General features: G+C 37.7%; 12 protein-coding genes and 1 pseudogene. 8 read left to right on the forward strand and 5 right to left on the reverse strand.

Going from position 1 to position 21,643, the window contains the following annotated elements; genetic code table 11:
* The first annotated feature begins 7 nt into the window (after positions 1-7).
* From ACFINU_RS02295 to glmS, 4 genes are all read left to right on the forward strand, one after another.
* Complete coding sequence (locus ACFINU_RS02295) at positions 8-997, forward strand: carboxypeptidase regulatory-like domain-containing protein (RefSeq protein WP_375617802.1); 990 nt, start codon at positions 8-10, stop codon at positions 995-997.
* Positions 998-1,041: 44 nt separating this feature from the next.
* Complete coding sequence (locus ACFINU_RS02300; RefSeq protein WP_375617803.1) at positions 1,042-1,830, forward strand: cytochrome c biogenesis CcdA family protein; 789 nt, start codon at positions 1,042-1,044, stop codon at positions 1,828-1,830.
* A 14-nt stretch (positions 1,831-1,844) separates the two neighbouring features.
* Positions 1,845-3,194 carry a bifunctional UDP-N-acetylglucosamine diphosphorylase/glucosamine-1-phosphate N-acetyltransferase GlmU gene (gene glmU / locus ACFINU_RS02305; protein ID WP_375617777.1) on the forward strand — a complete coding sequence of 450 codons (1,350 nt, stop codon included), beginning with the start codon at positions 1,845-1,847 and terminating at the stop codon, positions 3,192-3,194.
* Positions 3,195-3,358: 164 nt separating this feature from the next.
* Entirely contained in the window at positions 3,359-5,182 is a 1,824-nt protein-coding gene (glmS, locus tag ACFINU_RS02310) for a glutamine--fructose-6-phosphate transaminase (isomerizing) (RefSeq protein ID WP_375617778.1), read from the forward strand.
* A 354-nt stretch (positions 5,183-5,536) separates the two neighbouring features.
* Here the strand turns inward: glmS and recG are convergent, their stop codons facing one another.
* A complete protein-coding gene (gene recG / locus ACFINU_RS02315; protein ID WP_375617779.1) occupies positions 5,537-7,645 on the reverse strand; it encodes an ATP-dependent DNA helicase RecG in 2,109 nt (702 codons plus the stop codon).
* A 402-nt stretch (positions 7,646-8,047) separates the two neighbouring features.
* On the opposite strand from recG, the gene dnaE reads away from it, so the two are divergent.
* Positions 8,048-11,515: a DNA polymerase III subunit alpha gene (gene dnaE, locus ACFINU_RS02320; RefSeq protein WP_375617804.1), complete on the forward strand. Its 3,468-nt coding sequence runs from the start codon at positions 8,048-8,050 to the stop codon at positions 11,513-11,515.
* A 192-nt stretch (positions 11,516-11,707) separates the two neighbouring features.
* On the opposite strand, the gene ACFINU_RS02325 is transcribed toward dnaE, so the two are convergent.
* Both ACFINU_RS02325 and ACFINU_RS02330 read right to left on the reverse strand, forming a co-directional pair.
* Complete coding sequence (locus ACFINU_RS02325; RefSeq protein WP_375617780.1) at positions 11,708-12,955, reverse strand: FAD-binding protein; 1,248 nt, start codon at positions 12,953-12,955, stop codon at positions 11,708-11,710.
* A 52-nt stretch (positions 12,956-13,007) separates the two neighbouring features.
* A complete protein-coding gene (locus tag ACFINU_RS02330; protein WP_375617781.1) occupies positions 13,008-13,256 on the reverse strand; it encodes a zinc-finger domain-containing protein in 249 nt (82 codons plus the stop codon).
* A 325-nt stretch (positions 13,257-13,581) separates the two neighbouring features.
* On the opposite strand from ACFINU_RS02330, the gene ACFINU_RS02335 reads away from it, so the two are divergent.
* Both ACFINU_RS02335 and ppx read left to right on the forward strand, forming a co-directional pair.
* Positions 13,582-15,762, forward strand: coding sequence for an RNA degradosome polyphosphate kinase (locus tag ACFINU_RS02335; RefSeq protein WP_375617782.1), 2,181 nt, complete (start codon positions 13,582-13,584; stop codon positions 15,760-15,762).
* 6 nt (positions 15,763-15,768) lie between these two features.
* Positions 15,769-17,286, forward strand: a complete 1,518-nt coding sequence (gene ppx / locus ACFINU_RS02340; protein ID WP_375617783.1) for an exopolyphosphatase — start codon at positions 15,769-15,771, stop codon at positions 17,284-17,286.
* Between the two features lie 277 nt (positions 17,287-17,563).
* Here the strand turns inward: ppx and ACFINU_RS02345 are convergent.
* Positions 17,564-17,748: pseudogene (locus ACFINU_RS02345) on the reverse strand (DNA-binding protein).
* Positions 17,749-18,394: 646 nt separating this feature from the next.
* Entirely contained in the window at positions 18,395-19,549 is a 1,155-nt protein-coding gene (gene rnd, locus ACFINU_RS02350) for a ribonuclease D (protein ID WP_375667334.1), read from the reverse strand.
* A gap of 132 nt (positions 19,550-19,681) precedes the next feature.
* Here rnd and aspS point away from each other — a divergent pair, with 132 nt between their 5' ends.
* On the forward strand, positions 19,682-21,475 hold the full coding sequence (gene aspS / locus ACFINU_RS02355) for an aspartate--tRNA ligase (RefSeq protein ID WP_375617785.1): 1,794 nt from the start codon (positions 19,682-19,684) through the stop codon (positions 21,473-21,475).
* Positions 21,476-21,643 lie beyond the last annotated feature (168 nt).

Raw genomic sequence — 21,643 nt, forward strand, 5'->3', positions numbered from 1 at the left:
AAAGATCATGTTGGTCAACAATGCAAAAATGGGTATTCTTATAAAAATAGTGCACCGATGTGTATGGTTGTGCGTGATGCTTGCTTTATTGACTTGGAGCCACTGTGCTTTTTCTGAAGCAGGAGAAGGGCAAGATCAGCAGCAGAGACAATCAAGGAGTTTTATTGTAAAGACTCAAGAACAGGAAAACGAAAACTTAGCATCTCAAACACAACTCATTTTGAATGCTCGATTAACAAATAGTCATCCGGATATTGAAAAAGGGCTTGTCTGGCGGGTTTATGCCCCTATTCTAGGGATTGATAATAAATTACCATTAGTGGCAACCTATAAGGGGGGAAGTGCACGTTTTGATCTCGAACCAGGAAATTATCTTGTTCATGTCTCATTTGGTCATATGAGTGCTGTGCGCCATATTCGTTTAGAAAATGGGCAGAGTCTTGTAAAAAACTTTAATCTTGAGGCTGGTGGTGTCATTTTAAATGCAACACTACTTAATGGCGTAATGAATGAAAAGGAACTCCGTTTTACCATTTATGAGGATGAAAAAGAAAATGATGATACGGGAGTGATTATATCAAATGTTAAACCCCAATCAGTTGTGCGTTTAAAAGCTGGCCGCTACCATGTTGCTTCCCATTATGGTTCTATTAATGCGACGGCTCGTTCGGATATTCAAGTGGATGCGGGTAAAATAACAGAAGTTACTCTTGAACATCAGTCCGCTCAGATTGTCTTAAAGCTGGTGCGACAAGAAGGAGGAGAAGCGCTTGCAGATACAAGTTGGTCTCTTGCCAATGATTCTGGTGATATCGTTTATGAAACAGTTGGTGCGTATGTTTCACTCGTGTTAGCGGAGGGAGAGTATATTGCAATTGCTAAAAATAAAGATAAAATCTATCAAAAAGTTTTTTCAGTCGTTTCTGGTCATGATGAAGATATAAGTGTGGTGGCGAATGAAGAAAATATGCAGCGAGTTGATGAAGACGTGGATTGATCGTTGTTCATGGGGGGTAAACTATGATGAAAGACGGGGTATGAATTTTGATTGAAATTTCAACAGTTGGTGTGTTTTTTGCTGGGGCACTCTCTTTTTTGTCACCATGCGTTTTGCCATTAGTTCCTCCTTATTTGTGCTATATGGCAGGGGTTGGTATTGATGATTTTCGTTCAGAAAAGCCTGATGAGAAAGTCTTTATCCGGTGGGCTTTATTGTCTTCTGTTATTGCTTTTGTTCTTGGGTTTACGACTGTTTTTGTTGCTTTAGGTGCCAGTGCAAGTACCATTGGTAAGTTCATCGGTTATTATCGTGATTGGTTCGCCCTTGCTGCTGGAATTGTCATTATTATTTTTGGTTTAAATTTTTTGGGGATTTTCAAGATCGCTTTTTTATTTCGTGAAGCGCGTTTTCAGACCCAAAAAACACCTGCTGGTCTTTTAGGCGCGTATATTATTGGTTTAGCTTTTGCCTTTGGTTGGACACCGTGTATTGGCCCTATTTTAGGTCCTATTATAACGCTTGCTGGAACAAAAGAAACTGTGGGAGAGGGAGCAGTTCTCTTAGCGGTTTATGCATTAGGTCTTGCTATTCCTTTTATGTTAGCAGCTTTATTTTCGAGCAGTTTTATGCGATTTTTAGGAGCTTTTCGTATTCATTTAGGAAAAGTTGAAAAATTTATTGGTGTTTTTCTTATTCTTACAGGGATTTTGTTTTTAACAGGTTCTATGCAGGATCTTTCATTTTGGCTTTTAGAACATTATCCTTCGTTGAGTTATATTGAAGATATTCGTTGGCACAATATTATGAATTTTTTTGGATTTTCTCGTTAGTCTTATGTGTTTTTATGGTTAGAAGTTGTCTTTCTATTGTTCTTGCCGCAGGTGAAGGGACGCGCATGAAATCGTTTCTGCCTAAGGTACTTCATAAAATTGCTGGATTGCCTCTTATATGCCACGTTCTAAAACAAATAGAATTGGCTGGCTCTTCACAATTAGCAGTTGTTGTGGGATGTGGTGCTAAGGAGGTTACGCACGTTGTTCAGTCATTTGTAAAAGATGTAATGATTTTTGAACAAAAAGAGCGTTTAGGAACTGCCCATGCTGTTTTGTCTGCTCGTTTAGCTTTGCAAAAGGAGGTGGATGATGTGCTCATTGTTTTTGGGGATACTCCTCTCATTCAGCAAGATTCATTGCACCAAATGCGTGCACAGCTTGCTGATGGAGCAGATGTTGTTTTTGCAGGTTTTCATACCAAAAATCCAACAGGTTATGGGCGTCTTCTCGAGAAAAATGGTCAATTGATTGCAATTGTAGAAGAAAAAGACGCTAGCAATGAAGAAAAAAAGATTTCTTTTTGTAACGGTGGAATACTCGCTATGCGTGGAAAACATGCACTTTCTCTTTTAGAGAAAGTTGGTAATAATAATGTGAAAAAAGAATATTACTTAACAGATATTGCTTCTCTTGCAACACGCGAAGGACTAGATGTGCGTGTTGTTGAAGTTCCTTTTGAAGATATTGTCGGAATTAACAACGGTCTTGAGCTTTCTGAGGCTGATTCTTTGTGGCAAAAACGTAAAGCGCGCGATTTAATGTTATCGGGTGTTACACTCTTAAAGCCAGAAACACTCTATTTTTCTTATGATACAGAAATTGAACCAGGAGTGGTGATAGAACCAAATGTTTATTTTGGGTTAAGCGTAAAAGTACAATCTGGTGCGGTTATTCATGCATTTAGTTATCTCGAAGGTGCTGTGGTTGGTAGAGATGCACAGATTGGTCCCTATGCACGTTTGCGTCCTGGAACAGAGTTGGCTAAGTCCGTAAAGATTGGAAATTTTTGTGAAGTCAAACAAGCTAAGGTAGGAGAATCTTCTAAAATCAATCATTTAAGTTATATTGGTGATGCCGAAATTGGTGCACATACCAATATTGGAGCCGGTACGATTACTTGCAATTATGATGGATTTAACAAATATAAAACCATGATTGGTGATTATGCTTTTGTTGGGTCTAATACGGCACTTGTTTCCCCATTGGTAATAGGGGATGGCTCTTATGTTGCTTCAGGAAGTGTTATTACTGAAAATATTCCTATAAACAGTATGGCTTTTGGGCGTGCACGACAGGTTATAAAAGAGGGCTATGCGACAAAATTTCGAGAGCGTTTGTTAGAAAACAAACAGAAAAAATGATTATTTTCAGCTTATTCTTTTGTTTCGTGCTAATCTAACGATGGATGGAAGGTTTATTCTTAAAGATTGCCGTATTCCATGTTTGAATTATTTATAGTTTTAAATAAAGGCTGTTGCATTGTTTTGTAAAATTTAAATCTTAAGATGTGGGTTGGAGCTTTTTAATGTGTGGAATTATTGGAGTTCTTGGAAAGAGGTGTGTTACGTCCTCTTTGGTTGAGGGGTTAAAACGTCTTGAATATAGAGGGTATGATTCATCTGGGGTGGCAACGGTCCATAATGGGCATCTTTATCGTGTACGTGCTGAGGGGAAGCTTGTTCATTTAGAAGAAAAATTAAAAAAAACACCTCTGGAGGGAAGTTTAGGGATTGGTCATACCCGTTGGGCGACGCATGGAATTGCTGTTGAACGCAATGCGCATCCCCATGTGACTGAAAAGCTTGCGATTGTTCATAATGGTATTATTGAAAATTTTATAGAACTGCAAAAGGAACTCATAGAGGATGGTTGTATCTTTGAAACAGAGACGGATACGGAAGTTATTGCACATTTAATAACGCGTGCATTAAAAGATGGTCTTTCTCCGCAAGAAGCCATACGTACTAGTTGGAAAAGGCTGCAGGGGGCTTTTGCTATTGCTCTTATTTTCGAAGGTGAAGATAACCTTATGATTGCGGCTTGTTCTGGTCCACCTCTGGCAATTGGTTATGGAAAAGATGAATTTTTTGTGGGGTCAGATGCGATTGCTTTGGCACCATTCGTTGATTATATTAGCTATATGGAAGATGGGGATTGGGCTGTTCTCACACGGGAAGGTGTTACAATTTATGATGCTAACAACCAACCGGTAAAACGTCCTGTGACGACATTACTCGAAGGGGCTTTATTGATTTCTAAGGGTAATCATCGTCATTTTATGCACAAGGAAATGTTTGAACAACCTGAAGTGATTTCTCATAATTTGGCGCATTATCTTGACCTTGGAAATTATGTCGTTCGACCGCTTGAGAATTTGATTGATTGGAAAAATATTCATCGGCTTCTTTTTGCGAGTTGTGGAACGGCTTATTATTCAACCTTAGTTGCGCGCTATTGGTTTGAGAAATTTGCCGCTTTAAGTGTTGATAATGATGTTGCTTCGGAGTTTCGTTATCGTGAACCTCCTATAACGTCTGATGTGTTATCGCTGTTTGTTTCTCAATCTGGTGAGACAGCTGATACATTGGCTTCTTTGCGTTATTGTCGTGAGCGGGGTGTAAAAACAGCAACAATTGTGAATGTAGAGCAATCAACAATGGCAAGGGAGGCTGATTTTATTCTCCCAACACTTGCCGGACCGGAAATAGGTGTTGCTTCAACAAAAGCTTTTACCTGTCAATTGGCAACGCTTGCTTCACTCGCTCTTAGTGCGGCTAAACAACGTGGCTATCTCTCGGCTCAAATAGAAAAGCAACTGGTTCAACAGTTGGCAGAAGTTCCACGTATTTTAAATGAGGTCTTAAAATTAGAGAGAAAAATTGAATGTATTTGTCGTGATTTGGTGAATGCAAAAAGTGTTCTTTATCTGGGACGTGGAACTTCTTATCCGATTGCTTTGGAGGGAGCTCTTAAACTGAAAGAGCTTTCTTATATTCATGCTGAAGGTTATGCGGCAGGTGAATTAAAGCATGGACCAATTGCTCTGGTGGATGAGACAATACCCGTTATTGTTGTTGCACCTTATGATCGGTGGTTTGAAAAAACTTTTTCTAATATGCAAGAAGTGGTAGCGCGTAATGGTCGTATTATTTTAATAACCGATAAAAAAGGAGCAGAGGTGGCTTGTCTTAAGACTTTATCAACGATCACTTTGCCAGATGTTCCAGAATTTATTTCTCCTATTATTTATGCACTCCCTGTTCAGTTAATCGCTTATCATACGGCTGTTTTATTAGGAACAGATGTTGATCAACCCCGTAATTTAGCAAAATCAGTCACGGTTGAATAACAGTATATTTCTGAATCTTTTGGAGAATAATCAAGTGTAAGAAATTGATTTATAATGAAACTTATTTTTTCATTTTCTCTGTTGAACGAGAATGCTGTAGACAGTTTTTTTCTTTCTCAATCCTTTACGATAAAACGAAAAATATTTTCTTACCTATCAAAAAATGGATCAGCTATGTGAATATAATGGTAAAAAAGACACAATATTGCTTCTACTGTTTTAATGCAGTTGATTTGTTATTCGTTCATGAAGCATAAAGATGGTAAGAGACTGCGTAGATCATTTATGGGTAATTCTAAGAAAAAACCATATTTGAACAGAGAGATATTTAAGTTTTTTATTAGAGGGTCTTTGTTATCCTGCTCGTAAGAGGCGTGCAGCATCGTTGTGTCCGAAAAGATAAAGGAGCAACCGTAAAGCTTGTCCTTGCTCAGAAGAAAGATGAGGATCGCGTTGTAAAAATAAACGAGCATCTTTTCTTGCCATTGACAAAAGATCGCTATGAACTGCAAGGTTTGCTATATGAAATTCAGGGACTCCAGATTGTTTTGTACCTAAAAGCTCTCCTTCGCCTCGTAGGCGCCAATCTTCTTCAGCGATTTCAAAACCATCTTCTGTATTGCGGATAATATTAAGGCGTGTTGCTGCTGTTTTAGTCAGTGGATCTTTATAGAGCAAAATGCAGGAAGACTTTTTATCGCCTCGTCCTACACGTCCACGTAATTGGTGCAATTGTGAAAGGCCAAAATGTTCCGCATGTTCGATGATAATGATCGAAGCATCTGGAATATCTACTCCCACTTCAATGACTGTGGTTGCAACTAAAATACGTGTATTTCCACATTTAAAAGATGCCATAGCGGCTTCTTTTTCTGCTGTAGACATTTTTCCATGGATCATACCAACGTGTGCTCCAAAGCGCTCATGGAGAAATGCAAAGCGGTTTTCAATTGAAGTGAGATCAAGAGCTGTCGATTCCTCTACTAAAGGACAAATCCAATAGAGCTTTTCTCCTTTTTCTAATGCAATTGCGATTCTCTCTATAAGCTCATGAAGACGTTTCAAAGAAAGCGTTGCTGTTGTAATGGGTTGTCGTCCCATTGGTTTTTCGGTAATTTTAGAGACATCCATATCACCAAAAGCTGTTAAGACAAGTGTGCGCGGAATGGGCGTGGCGGTCATAACCAGCATATCAGCTTTATTGCCTTTTTCTGTAAGAGCGATACGTTGATGGACACCAAAACGGTGTTGTTCATCGATAATGGTTAAAGCGAGATTATTATAAGTAACACTGTTTTGTATGAGAGCATGGGTTCCGATGACAATAGAAACTTGACCTGACAAAATATCATTCACGATGTTTGTCCGCAATTTCCCTTTTTCTCGTCCTGTTAAAAGCGTTGTTTGTAATCCGACCTTTTCGGCAAGAGGAGCGATGGTGGCAAAATGTTGCCTAGCAAGCACTTCAGTTGGTGCCATTAAAGCTGATTGTCCTGAATTTTCAGCAATTTGTGCCATTGCCATCAATGCAACAACAGTTTTTCCTGCGCCTACATCACCTTGAAGTAGTCTTAGCATCGGTTCTGGTGAAGCAAGATCATTTGCGATATCTTCTACTGCTTTTTTTTGTCCGGTTGTGAGTTGAAAGGGGAGGATATTGAGCAATTTTTTAGTATAAATGCCTGTTGATGGTCGAGAAGTGCCAACAAGAGATTTAGTTTTCAAACGCACGAGTCCTAGTGCCAATTGACAAGCGAGCAATTCATCATAGGCAAGACGTTTGCGTGCTGTACTTTCTAAGGATAGATCATCGGGGTTAATGGGCGTATGGATACGGCGTAAAGCAACAGAAAAAGAAGGAAAATTTTGCTGCTTTTTTACATTTTCATCTATCCATTCTGGTAGAAGAGGAATAAAATCAAGAGCGTTTTGTATGGCGCGTCTTAGTGTCTTTACAGTTAGTCCTGCAGTAGAGGGATAGACAGGTTCGATGAGAGGTATCTGATTTGATTGTTCGCTTGGGGCAATATAGTCTGGATGCGCCATTGAAAGCTGTCCATTAAACCATTCAACTTTTCCTGATATAATGACTTTTTTTCCTTCGGGGAGTTGTTTTTTTAGCCAAAGAGGTTGAGCATGAAAAAAGACTAAATTTATTTTTCCTGTGTGATCATGGGCAATAACACGATAGGGAATTCGGTTGTGACCACGGGGTGGTGGTTGATGCTGATCGATGATAATTTCGAGCGTAACAGTATCTCCTTTTTTTGCACAAGTAATGTTGGGACGCATCCTGCGGTCTATAACGGAATGGGGCATTAATTGAAGAAGGTCAATAAGGGTTGCTTCGCGTTGTGTGGGATTAACATCTAAGAGTTTGGTCAATAAACCATAGACTTTAGGTGTAATACCAGAAAGAGTTCGGATAGAATTAAAAAGTGGGGTAAGAAGACTTGGAGGCATGAGCAAATTTAACCTGCCCTTTTTGTTTTTTCTAGACCTTTAGAAGAGCTTTTTGGGGATAAAGTCATAAAGAGGAGGTTGCTTTATTTACACATTGAACTTTAGGAAGAGAAATTAATATTTAAAGAAAAATACAATTAAATGGTCAAAAATTAAAGTGCTTAGATGAGGTATATTGTTTTTCTTTTTATTTTAGGTGTTTATTTGCTGTGAATAGAAGCATTTTCTTGATAGAACTCTCTTATAAATATTAATAAAATTGGGATATTGCTCCTATGTAGGATGATGAATTTATAGCTTTAAAGTTTGATGATGAACAGAAGTTTTTTCTTTTATAAGGGGTGCTGTTTAGCATTTATTTTGTAGTGGGAAATTGTGAGAGTGGTAAAAAATAAAATGCAAATGCAAGAGAACAAAAATTCTCTTCCTCGCTTTATTCATTTGAGAGTGCATTCAGCTTATTCCTTGCTCGAAGGGGCTTTAAAAATCCCCCAAATTATTCAACAGACGATTTCAGATCATGCACCAGCGGTTGCTATTACCGATACCAATAATTTATTTGGTGCTTTGGAATTTTCACAGCATTGTCTTTCTCATGGGGTCCAACCTATTATTGGTTGTCATCTTACTGTTGATTTTTGTGATGAAAATGATCATTCACGTTTGGCTAAATGGCGTAATCCTTCTGATTTTTGCTCTATTGTTCTTTTGGCAGCTAGCGAAACCGGTTATGCTCATTTGGTTCGTCTTGTGAGCCGTGCTTATCTTGATAAGTGTGATACTGATCCTCCTCATATTAAAGCTGATTGGTTGTCAGAACACAGTGAAGGTATAATCGCTTTAACGGGTGGAAAGGGAGGACCTATTAATCTTTCTTTGGCAGAAGAGAAAAAAGAACATGCTGTTGAGCGCTTAATTTATTTGAAAAAATCTTTTGCGGATCGTCTTTATGTGGAGTTACAACGGCATGGCTCTTATGACCGGAGTGTAGAAGCTGATCTTATTGAATTGGCTTATGCGCATGAAATTCCTCTTGTTGCAACGAATGAAGCCTTTTTTCTGAAAAGAGAAGGGTATGAAGCGCATGATGCGCTGATGGCTGTTTCAGAAGGACAAATTGTCTCTAATCCAGATCGCAAACGTGTGACGCCAGATCATTATTTGAAGTCACAAGATGAAATGGTTACACTGTTTTCTGATCTTCCAGAAGCTTTGGAAAATAGTGTTGAAATTGCATTGCGTTGTCATATTGCCTCGCCTCTTCGAAAACCGATATTGCCTCGTTTTATAGAACAATCTGTTAATTCAGAAACTACTTTAGAAATAGAAGATAGTGAGTTGTTAAATCAGGCTAAAGCTGGTTTGAAGATGCGGCTTGAAACAATAGGGTTGGCTGAAGGGTATACGATTGCAGATTATGAACAGCGGCTTGATTATGAAATTTCAGTTATTACGCGTATGCAATTTTCTGGATATTTTCTTATCGTTTCAGATTTCATAAAATGGGCAAAGGTTCATGACATTCCCGTTGGACCAGGACGGGGTTCTGGTGCTGGTTCACTTGTTGCTTATGCATTGACAATTACTGATGTGGATCCCTTGCGGTTTTCTCTTCTCTTTGAACGTTTTCTCAACCCAGATCGTGTTTCGATGCCAGATTTTGATATCGACTTTTGTCAAGAGCGGCGCGAAGAAGTTATTCAATATGTTCAAAAAAAATATGGACGTGATCAAGTTGCTCAAATTATTACCTTTGGTAAGTTACAGGCACGTGCAGTTTTGCGTGATGTGGGGCGTGTTTTAGAAGTTCCTTATCGTCAGGTGGATTATCTTACAAAATTAATTCCTGCCACGCCAGGAAGCCAGGTAGAATTAGCTGATGCTATTAAGGATGAACCTAAATTTGAAGAGGAAAAGAAAAAAGATCCCGTTGTTGGCCGCGCATTAGATATAGCACTTCAGTTGGAGGGACTTTATCGTCATGCTTCAACTCATGCTGCTGGGATTGTTATCGGAGATCGTCCACTTTGGGAGCTTGTCCCGATGTATCGTGATCCTCGTTCTGATATGCCTGTTACACAATTTAACATGAAATATGTGGAACAGGCGGGGCTGGTAAAATTTGATTTTCTTGGATTAAAAACGCTTACTGTTTTGAAAATGGCAGTCGATTTTGTTGCCAGAAAGGGGACTAAAATAGATTTATCAAATATTTCTCTGAATGATGAAGCAACCTATGCTATGATGGCACGTGGTGAAACGGTTGGCGTGTTTCAGGTGGAAAGTTCTGGTATGCGCAAGGCGTTGATTGGAATGAAGCCAGACCGTATTGAAGATATTATTGCGCTGGTTGCACTTTATCGTCCAGGTCCAATGGAGAATATTCCAACCTATAATGCACGCAAACATGGGGAAGAGGAAATTTCTTCTATTCATCCTAAGATAGATCATCTGATTAAAGAAACACAAGGTGTTATTGTCTATCAAGAACAGGTGATGCAGATTGCTCAGGTTCTTGCTGGCTATTCGCTTGGAGAAGCTGATTTACTACGTCGTGCTATGGGGAAAAAAATTCATGCTGAAATGCAAAAACAGCGTACGCGTTTTATCAATGGAGCTGTTGCAGGTGGTGTGGATAAAGATCAAGCTGATATTATCTTTGATCTTTTAGCAAAATTTGCCGATTATGGTTTTAATAAATCGCACGCTGCTGCTTATGCAATTGTTTCTTACCAAACAGCTTATATGAAAGCAAACTATCCCGTTGAGTTTTTATCTGCTTCAATGACATATGATATGACGAATACAGATAAGCTCAATGATTTTCGGCGTGAAGCATTAAGGTTGGGTATTGAAATTATTGCACCTTCTATACAAACATCTCATCGTGTTTTTGAGGTTGGTGATAACTGTATTTATTATTCTCTTGCTGCCATTAAAGGTGTGGGAGAAACTGTTGTAGATCATATTGTTTCTTGTCGTGGGAATAAGATTTTTAAGGATTTGGAAGATTTTTGTGCGCGTGTTGATCCTCGTATTGTTAATAAGCGTGCGATGGAAAGTTTAGTTTGTGCTGGTGCTTTTGATTGTTTTAACATTGCACGTGAGGTTTTATTAGCCAATCTTGGAACCCTTCATGCGCGTGCACTTCGTATTCTCGATGACAATTCTAGCGGGCAGGTTGATATATTTGGAATGGCAGGCGGATTAAAAGAACCATTGATTTTATCGCAAACAACCCCTTGGTTGCCGGCTGAGAAACTTTATCGAGAATTTCAAGCTATAGGTTTTTACTTTTCCGCGCATCCTTTGGAGGAGTATCAAGTTATTCTGGACAAAAAACGCATTCAGACTTGGGGTAATTTTGCCAATGCCGTTAAAGGGGGAGCAACAGCTGCACGGCTTGCTGGAACTGTTGTGGCAAAAAGCGTGCGCAAAACAAAATCTGGTAAAAAAATGGGAATTATTCATTTTTCTGATACAAGTGGACAATATGAAGCAGTTCTCTTTTCTGAGGCACTCTCGGATTATGAAGAGATGCTAGAACCCGGAAAATCTTTTATTATTACGGTGAGCGCAGAAAATCGTTCTGAAGGAGTTAGTTTGCGAATTGAAACAATTCAGTCTTTGGAAAATGAATCATTACAACAGCATAAAATGATGCGTCTCTTTATAAAAACAGTTGATATGCTTCCACAAATTGAACAAAATTTAAATCTTGGGGGGAATGGAGAGGTTGGGCTTATTTTAATTCAAGAGGATGGATTGCGAGAAGTCGAAATTGCGCTTCCTAAGCGATATAAGGTAAATTCACATGTCGCAAATGCTATGAAATTAATTCAGGGTGTTGTTGATGTAGAATTGAGTTAAAGAAAGATTAAAGATGGGAGCTGATTTTGAGTGGTGTTTTTGCTTTTAGGAGAGCTAAAAATTGAGCTTTTAAAATCGGATTGTAGATTTCGAAAAATATTGCGTTTATTTGAGTAAATTATGATATTTTTTTAGTGTCATAAAATTAAAAAAATCTCGTTCTTTCGTAATATTCAAAGTGCCGGAAGAATTTTATAAGTTTTTATCATTATTTTTTATAGAATTCATCGCATCATACATGTAAAGCCAATTGAGATCTGACATAATGCTCTCTGGTGTACGAATTTTCATCATGAGATTGCGTGCAATTGCTATGGGACCGGTTGCGTGATAGGCTAATCTATTGAAATCTGCGCGTTTTTTTACTGCTGCAATACGGGGGGTGCGTATTGTTTCGTAAAGCGAAAGTGCTTTCGTTAATGAAAAATCTTTCAATGAAAGTGCTTTTGCTAATGTGGCGGCATCTTCGATTGCCATAGCGGCACCTTGTGCTGCAAAAGGTAAGGCAGCATGTGCGCAATCGCCAACAAATACTTGTTTCTCTAAACCGATAAAACGATTTTGTTTCATTTGAAAAAGTGGCCAATAGCTCCATTCATCAATATGATCGAAGATTTGTAAGATTTTTGAATTCCAATCTTTAAAAAGAGATTTGAGTTTTTCTTTATCTCCTTTATGGGCCCATCCTTCTTTTGAATTTTCTCCATGCGTAATGGCGACAAAATTAAAAATTTTTTCTGATGATTGAATGGGGTAGACAACAAGATGATTTTTTGGTCCCATCCAAGCCGTAATTGTCTTCATATTTTGCAATGAAGAACGAAAGTTTTGAGGAAGATTATCAGATGTTGTTGTTGCACGCCAAGCAATAAAGCCACTAAAATTTGCTTTTTCATGAAAAGGAGATTGTTGCCGTAATGTTGACCAAACGCCATCACATCCGATCAGGAGGGGCGTTGAATGAAGCTGTTCTGTTGCCGTATCTGTTTTTATTGTCGTGATTTTAATGTTGCTTGCAGATTGGGTAGAAGATACAACCGTTTCGCCTGCTTTGTATTTGATCAAAGGATTTTCAATCACTGCATTATATAAAATTTTTTGTAAAGCCGCGCGGTGAATCATCAGATAAGGGGCTTTCCAATATTTTTCTGTTAGATTAATAAGATGAGCCCGTAGATGTATTTTTAAAGATAATCCATCTTTTAACTCAAAAAAATGTGGGATTGTCGCGACTTCAGAGAGTTTGTTAAGAAGTTTCCAGCGAGCAAGAATAGATGTTGCATTTGGTGTCAGTTGAATACCAGCGCCTATCGTTTCAAGTTGTTTACACTTTTCGATAATGGTGCTTGCAATTCCTTTATGAGCGAGTGCTAAAGCGGTGCTTAAACCAGCAATTCCTCCCCCAACGATGATGGGTGATTGTTCTACAAATGATTTCATATTAAACAAGCAGAATTAAAAGAGTAGTTATTAAGAAAGCCAAAAAACGCAATTATAATAGCTTTTCTGGATTATATAAGCATCCTGTTGGGTTTGTTTGATTGTATGATAGTGAGGGAACATAACGATAAAGGGTTGAGCAGTAAGGGCAAATTTTTTCATCTGCTGTTCCCATGTCGATAAAGATATGAGGATGATCGAATGGTTGTGTAGCGCCTACACACATAAATTCTTTCACACCAATTTCGATTGTTTTATATCCAAGGTCATTTTGAAAATGAGGAATGTTGTGATCAGACATGGTGTACAAACTCCAGAATAAATTTTCTCATCAGCTATGATTGGGCTCTTCTATTTTATAGGCGTGAGTTTGTAATAAAGCGTAGAATAATGCAAGCTGCTTTTTAAGACAAATTTCTCTTCTTTTATGCTATATTAGAATATTTGTCTTACTTTTAGTACTTTGCGCATAGCAATAATTCCAAGTATTTTAAAATATTAAATGGAAAAATGATGAGGGAAGTTAGGCATTGATATATTATTATAATTATAACATATTATCAAATATTATGTGAGATATTTCATCAGGGATTTTAGAAAATGTAAAAGAAAATTATTTAGGATATATGGAACAGAGGGTGGTAGATAAAATTTCTATATCGAATATAACAATGAAAAATCCGGTACGGTTTATTAATCGAGAGTTTTCATGGCTACAATTTAATAATCGTGTTTTGATGGAAGCGGCTAATTCGAAACATCCTTTATTAGAACGTCTACAATTTCTTTCTATTTCAGCTGCAAATCTTGATGAGTTTTTTATGGTTCGTGTTGCAGGACTAGCAGCTCAAATTCGTGCTCGCGTTACAGCGTGCAGTGCAGATGGGCACACTCCACAGGAACAACTTGATATTGTATTAGCTGAGATTTCAAAGCTGCAGGCTCACCAACTACGAGAATTGAATGTTTTATGTGATGAATTAAAAAAGAATGATATTGAAATTATTTGTTCTGATGATCTTTCAGAAATTGAAAAGTCATGGCTTGAAAAATATTTTCTTGAGACAATTTTTCCTGTTTTAAAACCTTTGCCTGTTGATTCTACTCATCCTTTTCCATTTATTCCTAATTTAGGGCTTTCTATTGCGCTTCAATTGTCTGGAGAAACTGATCAGAACTCACACACAGTGTTGTTGTCTATTTCAATGCTTTTAAGGCGTTTTATTCTTCTTCCTCAAGAAGGCAATCATTTTCGTTTTATTGCATCTGAAGATGTTATTTGCCTTTTTATTAAATATGTATTTCCTGACTATGAGGTTAAAGAAATTGGTACATTTAGAGTAATCCGAGATAGTGATATTGAAGTAGAAGAAGAAGCTGAGGATCTTGTTCATTTTTTTGAAACTGCTCTTAAAAGGCGGCGCCGTGGGCAGGTTATTCGAGTTGAGTTTGACGCAAAAATGCCAGAGAGTTTACGCCAATTTATAGCGAATAGTCTCGCTGTTCCTGATAATTGTATTAATGTTCTTGATGGATTTTTAGCGCTTAATACGGTATCAGAAATTGTTTCTATTCCCCGTGATGATCTCAAATTTATTCCTTATATTTCTCGTGTTCCAGAATGTATTCGTGAACATAAAGGAGATTGTTTTGCGGCTATTCGTGAAAATGATATTGTGATTCATCACCCCTATGAGACATTTGATGTTGTTGTCCAATTTTTACGTCAAGCTGCTTGCGATCCTGATGTTGTGGAAATCAAACAAACACTTTATCGTACATCAAATGATAGTCCAATTGTTGGCGCTTTGATTGAAGCAGCTGAACAGGGAAAGTCTGTGACTGCTTTGGTAGAACTTAAAGCACGTTTTGATGAGGAAGCCAATATTCGTTGGGCCCGGGATCTTGAATGTGCTGGGGTTCAAGTTATTTTTGGTTTTATTGCATTAAAAACGCATGCTAAGATGTCATTGGTTGTGAGACGTGAGGGAAAACGTCTTCGCTCTTATGTTCATCTTGGGACAGGAAATTATCATCCCATTAACGCTAAAACTTATACCGATCTTTCTTTTTTTTCCACGGATGATGATATCGCTCATGATGTTGCGTTATTATTCAATTATATTGCGCAATATGAGCGTCCAAATGAAACAATGAAGATTGCTTTTTCACCCTTAACATTGCGTGGTCGTATCTTAAAGCATATTGAGGGAGAAATTGTTCATGCACAACAGGGAAGGTTTGCTGCTATTTGGATGAAAGTTAATGCATTGGTTGATCCTGAAATTATTGATGCTTTATATCGTGCCAGTCAAGCAGGGGTGCAAATTGATTTGGTTGTGCGGGGGATATGTTGTTTACGTCCTGGTATTCTAGGAATTTCAGATAATATTCGTGTAAAATCAATTGTCGGGCGTTTTCTTGAACATAGTCGCATTTTTTGTTTTGGGAATGGTCAAGATTTGCCTAATGAAAATGCACTCGTTTACTTAGGCTCTGCTGATATGATGCCTCGTAATTTGGACTATCGTATTGAAATATTGGTTCCAGTTTTTAATAAAATAGTGCGTCAAAAAATTCTTTTACAGATTATGTTAGCTAATATCATTGATAATCAACAAAGCTTTGATATACTTAAGAATGGAACATCAAAACGTATTACACCGCAGATAGGTGAAAGTCTATTTAATGCGCAGGAGTATTTTATGGCCAATACAAGTTTTGCGGGGGAAAATGAGTCTTTTGAGTCTTCTGTTTCGCGCTTGGTTGCGTTGCATCGGCAACAAGCCGAAATACATAAAGACTAAAATCCAATGACATATAGAGATGCTCAAGGTCGGTTAAAAGGGCGTAAGCCTGTTGCTGTTATTGACATTGGCTCAAATTCTGTTCGGTTGGTTATTTATGAGGGGCTTGTTCGATCACCAACAGTTTTATTTAATGAAAAGATTCTTTGTGGTCTCGGTCATGGTGTGGCGAAAACAGGATTTTTAGAAGAAAAATCGATGAAAATGGCGTTGCAAACACTGAAACGATTTCGTACGCTTTGTCGACAGATTGGGGCAGATGAGGTCTATACTTTAGCAACAGCGGCAGCACGAGATGCACAGAATGGCGTAGCATTTATTCAGCATGCTGAAGATATTTTGCAAAATAAAATATATCTTCTTTCAGGAAGTGAAGAAGCTATGTATTCAGCATATGGAGTTGTGTCTACTTTTTATCAACCAAAAGGTATTTCTGGGGATCTTGGTGGTGGAAGTCTTGAGCTGATTGATATTGATCATTCTGATGTTGGTGAAGGGATAACGCTCCCATTGGGTGGTTTAAGGCTACAGTATATGTCAAATAATGATAGTGCTGTAGCTAAAAAAATTGTACATGAGCAATTTTATAAATCGTCTGTTGTTCGTACTCGTAAAGGTATAGCACGTTATTTTTATGCAGTAGGGGGGACATGGCGTAATTTGGCAAAACTCCATATGGCAATGAAACACTATCGGCTTCCTGTTATGCATGGCTATGAAGTTGATGCTGTTGAAATGGAGAACTTTTTACGTCTTGTAGCACGTGGCAATATTGATAATATGAGAGGGATTGCAGCGGTTTCTCAGAACCGTCGAAAACTTTTATCTTATGGGGCAATAGTTCTTATTGAACTCATTCAGTGTATGGAGTTTGAAAAGATAATCTTTTCTGGTGCTGGCGTTCGTGAAGGTTTTCTTTATTCACGATTGCCGCAGGCGATTCGACTTTCAGATCCTCTCATTGCAGCATGCACAGAAATGGCTATTTTACGGGCACGTTCACCAAAACAAGCAGAAGAACTCATTGATTTTACGACGAATGCTTTTGAAGTTTTTGGAATTTCAGAAACGGAAAATGAATGCCGTTATCGTCAAGCCGCTTGTCTTCTTGCGGATATTGGTTGGCGTATACATCCAGATTATCGAGGCAATGAAGCAGCAAATCAAATAGCTTTAGGATCTTATCCAGGAATTTCTCATGAAGGGCGCCTTTACGCGGCGCTTGCTGTTTTTTTTCGCAATACGAGTTTATTGGTTGATAAAGAATCTCTTCCCATTTTTCAATTAGCAACTCAAAATATAATTGAAAAAGCACGTATTCTTGGCGAAACTATGCGTATTGCTCATCTTTTCAGTGCTTCTGTTGCAGGAATTTTACCTCATTTATTGTGGCATAGAAAAGCAGATCATATTATCCTGCAGATCCCAAAGAATTACGCTGGATTATTAGGAGAACGTCCTTTTGGACGATTACAGAAGTTATCAAAAATAATAAAACAACCTCTCGCTTTTGAAATTTTTTGATTTTTTTCCTAATTTATTCGTGTTTTATGTCTTATAATATAGGGCTATTGACGAGGGATAAACTAGGTAGCCTATCATCATGAGCTGAACAATAGGACTTGTTCCATAACGCGCCCATGCTAGACACCACGCAAAGCATTTGTTAATGCCTGAGCATTCATAAAAGAAAACATAATTTTTTATTCTGTTATTTGCGTCACAGGATGGATTTTTCACTTCATAAGCTTCATGTGAAAATGAAAAGTTTTGTCCATTTTTACGTGAAAAGGTTTTCTTTTTATGCTGCGTCGTTATAATGTTTCTGTTTAGCTTGCTCGATTATCTTGATAAGATTCGATTGTAACCAACGCGATAAAAAACAAGTTTTAAAGATTTTGGGAGAGATCCATTGGTTACATGACGCTGGAATGTTGAAATACTCATATGAAACAGTTTTGCACTTTTACGGTCTGTCAAAAGAATATCATTTCAGTCATTATAAAATCCTTTCAATATAAAAAATAGAAATAAATCATAACTATTTATTAACCATGATTTTTGAATCCTTTGAAAGGTGTTTAATTTATAAAAAACAGCGCTTTATCATATAATTTCTTATGTGAAACTTTATGAGTCTTATTGAGATGAAATGAGAGAATTTTACGATATTCGGAGGTCTAATTCAATATAAATAACGCTAGATTATCGTTAGAAATCAATATATTGCTTTTTTTAGGTATTTTAGTTGTTATGCTGGCTTGTTTTTGATTGTTAGATTGCAATCTCGGTAGTTTTTTAATATGATATGGTGACGTGAGGCATTATATCTTTGTTTGTTCCTATTTCTAGGCTGCTATTTTTGTAATGAATGCGCTTTTATATCAGAACTTTTTCTTTTCAAAACTTTTAAATAAGGAGCTGTTTGTTTTTTTAGATTATTTTTAAAGGGATTGCTATTTGATTGACCTGATAAAGATTTAGCTATCATTTTAATAAGAGTTTACTATTTAATTTTTTAACTTTGTCAGAAGTAGGCTTTATTTATCCTATTTCCGTTGGCCTATAGGGTATACTAATTGATGTAGATAATGAGTAGCATATAATGGATTTTTCAAAATGAAAATGTAAATTAAAGCTGTTTTGTGTTTATTTTTCCATCGTTACAGTAAAACCCTATCTGGCCCTTTAGCAGTTGTTCGGCTTTTTGACCAAATATTTCATAGCGCCAGCCATTCATAGCGGGAATATTTTTCTTTATTCCTCCATTGGCAATTTTTTCTAAATCATTAGATGTTGCAATAATTTTAGGGGCAATGCTGTTTTCATTTGCAACAATTTTTAATAACACTTTGAGCAGATCGATAACAGCGGCTGTCGTATCATTGAGTGGATTATGTTTAGGAATGGGGGGTAAAGTAGAAAGATTTACCTCTAAGCCTTCGTGGACAGCTTTGATTAATGATTGAGCAATTGAGAGTTTATCCCAATTCTTATTAAGACTGCGCAACCGTTTTAATGCAGATTCATCTTTTGGTTGTTGGGTTGCTATTTCTATAAGACATTCATCTTTTATGATATGACGACGTGGCATATTGTATTTTCGTGCTTCACGTTCCCGCCAAGCTGCTATCTTTTGTAATACAGCAAGTTCACGTGGCTTTTTAATTTTTCCTTTCACTTTTTTCCATGCTTCATCTTCTGGCATATCATAGGTTTTAGGATTTAAAAGGATTGTTATTTCATCGTTCATCCAGTGAGCACGTTGATTTTTTTCTAACCTTTTTTTCAATAACAGGTAAACATCTCTTAAGTAAGTTACATCGGCAAGTGCATAGAGCAGTTGTTTTTCAGACAAAGGGCGGTAACTCCAGTCTGTAAAGCGGGAGGATTTATCAAGATGATGCCCCGTGCAGCGTTGTACAATTTGATCATAGGAGATAGAATCACCAAATCCACAAATTGATCCTGCTATTTGCGTATCAAAGAGAGGGGAAGGAATAACACCTCCAAGATGATAAATTGTTTCAATATCTTGGCGCGCAGCATGAAAAACTTTTACAACTTTTTTATCGATCATAAGGTCAAAAAAAGGTTGTAAATCAATATTTGGTGCTATGGGATCAATCAAAACTGTGACATCTGGTGATGCGAGCTGGATTAAACACAGTTGAGGCCAAAAAGTTGTTTCGCGAATAAACTCAGTATCGACTGTTACAAAATCAGAGGTACGTAGAGCGTTAAGTGCAATTTCAAGATCTGTTGTTTGTGTAATAAGATTCATCATTTTATTATAATTCGATAAATTAAATTTGTGCTTTATTGACTTTATTTCTGAGTTTTTATTCTCATATCTTGACAAATGGTTATTAAAAAGCGTTTGTAGCGCATGTGAATATTATAATCAAAGGCAAAAAACATGCACCGTTATCGCAGTCATCATTGTGCGGCTCTTCGTAGATGTGATGTAGGAACACAAGTTCGTCTTTCGGGGTGGGTTCATCGTGTTCGTGATCATGGAGGAATTCTTTTTGTAGATTTACGTGATCATTTTGGAATCACACAAATTGTTGCTGACCCTGCTTCACCAGCTTTTAAATTTATTGAAAAAGTGCGTTCTGAATGGGTTATTCGTGTGGATGGGGAGGTATGTGCTCGTTCTGATGAGGTTATTAATGCAACGCTTCCAACAGGTGAGATTGAAATTTTTGCACAAGAGGTAGAAATTCTTTCAAAATCTGATGAGCTTCCTTTACCGGTTTTTGGTGAGCCTGATTATCCAGAAGATATTCGATTAAAATATCGTTTTCTTGATTTGCGTCGGGAGACTATGCACAAAAATATCATGCGTCGGACTGAAATTATTGCGGCCATGAGACGGGCTATGCAAAATAATGGTTTTACGGAATTTACGACGCCGCTTTTGACAGCTTCATCGCCGGAAGGCGCACGTGATTTTTTGGTTCCAAGTCGTGTTCATCAGGGAAAATTTTATGCGCTACCGCAAGCGCCACAGCAATATAAACAGTTGTTGATGATGTCAGGTTTTGATCGTTATTTTCAGATTGCTCCATGTTTTAGAGATGAAGATCCAAGGGCCGACCGTCTTCCTGGTGAATTTTATCAATTAGATGTTGAAATGAGTTTTGTTGAGCAAGAAGATGTTTTAGCAACTATGGAACCTATTATGCGTTCTATTTTTGAAGAATTTGCAGATGGAAAAACTGTGACACAAAGCTTTCCTCGCATTTCCTATGATGAAGCAATGCGAAAATATGGTTCTGATAAGCCTGATCTACGTAATCCGATCATTATGGAAGATGTTTCTCAGCATTTTTATAATTCTGGTTTCAAAGTTTTTGCTCAAATTTTAGCGAATGATGAGAATGCACAAGTGTGGGCTATCCCAGCTAAAACGGGTGGAAGTCGTGCTTTTTGTGATCGTATGAATGTATGGGCACAAGGCGAGGGGCAACCAGGACTCGGCTATATTTTCTGGCGTGAAGAAGAAGGAAAATTTGAAGGAGCAGGGCCTATCGCCAAAAATATTGGTGAACAGAGGACTGAAGCAATTCGTATACAGCTTGGACTTGAAAGTGGGGACGCCTGTTTTTTTGTAGCTGGCGATCCAAAAAAGTTTCCATCTTTTGCCGGAGCAGCACGCACAAGGGTAGGGGAAGAATTAGATCTTCTTGATAGAGATAGTTTCTCTTTGGCGTGGATTGTTGATTTTCCATTTTTTGAATGGAATGAAGATGAAAAAAAGATTGATTTTGGACATAATCCTTTTTCCATGCCTCAAGGGGGAGAAAATGCTCTTGCCTGTCAAGATCCTCTTACTATTAAAGCCTTTCAATATGATCTTGTTTGCAATGGTTATGAAATTGCATCAGGTGGAATTCGTAATCACTTACCAGAAATGATGCTTAAAGTTTTTGAACTTGTAGGACTTTCTAAGGAAGTTGTGAAAGATCGTTTCGGTGGTCTTTATCGTGCATTCCATTATGGGGCTCCGCCACATGGTGGCATGGCTGCGGGAATTGACCGCATCATTATGCTGTTGCAAGGTGTTAAAAATTTGCGTGAAGTTGCTTTATTCCCTATGAATCAACAGGCGCTTGATCTTTTGATGAGTGCTCCGTCTGATGTTTCTCCTACACAATTACGTGATTTAGGAATCCGCATGGCTCCTACTCACAAAAATAGCTCATAAAGTTGATAATGGATTGTTTTCATCTTTTCTACGTAGAGTGAAGTTTTGATGCCTCTCAAGAGCCATCGGTGTGTGTGTACTGTTTGTGAAATTTAGATAGGCAAAACGCTATTGTTTAATTTTTTACGAGGCATTTTTATTCCTTGTTTCTATAGTGGCTCTTCTCCT

The sequence above is a fragment of the Bartonella sp. AC130YNZD genome (assembly GCF_042196865.1).
In the GTDB taxonomy this organism is placed as follows: Bacteria; Pseudomonadota; Alphaproteobacteria; order Rhizobiales; family Rhizobiaceae; genus Bartonella.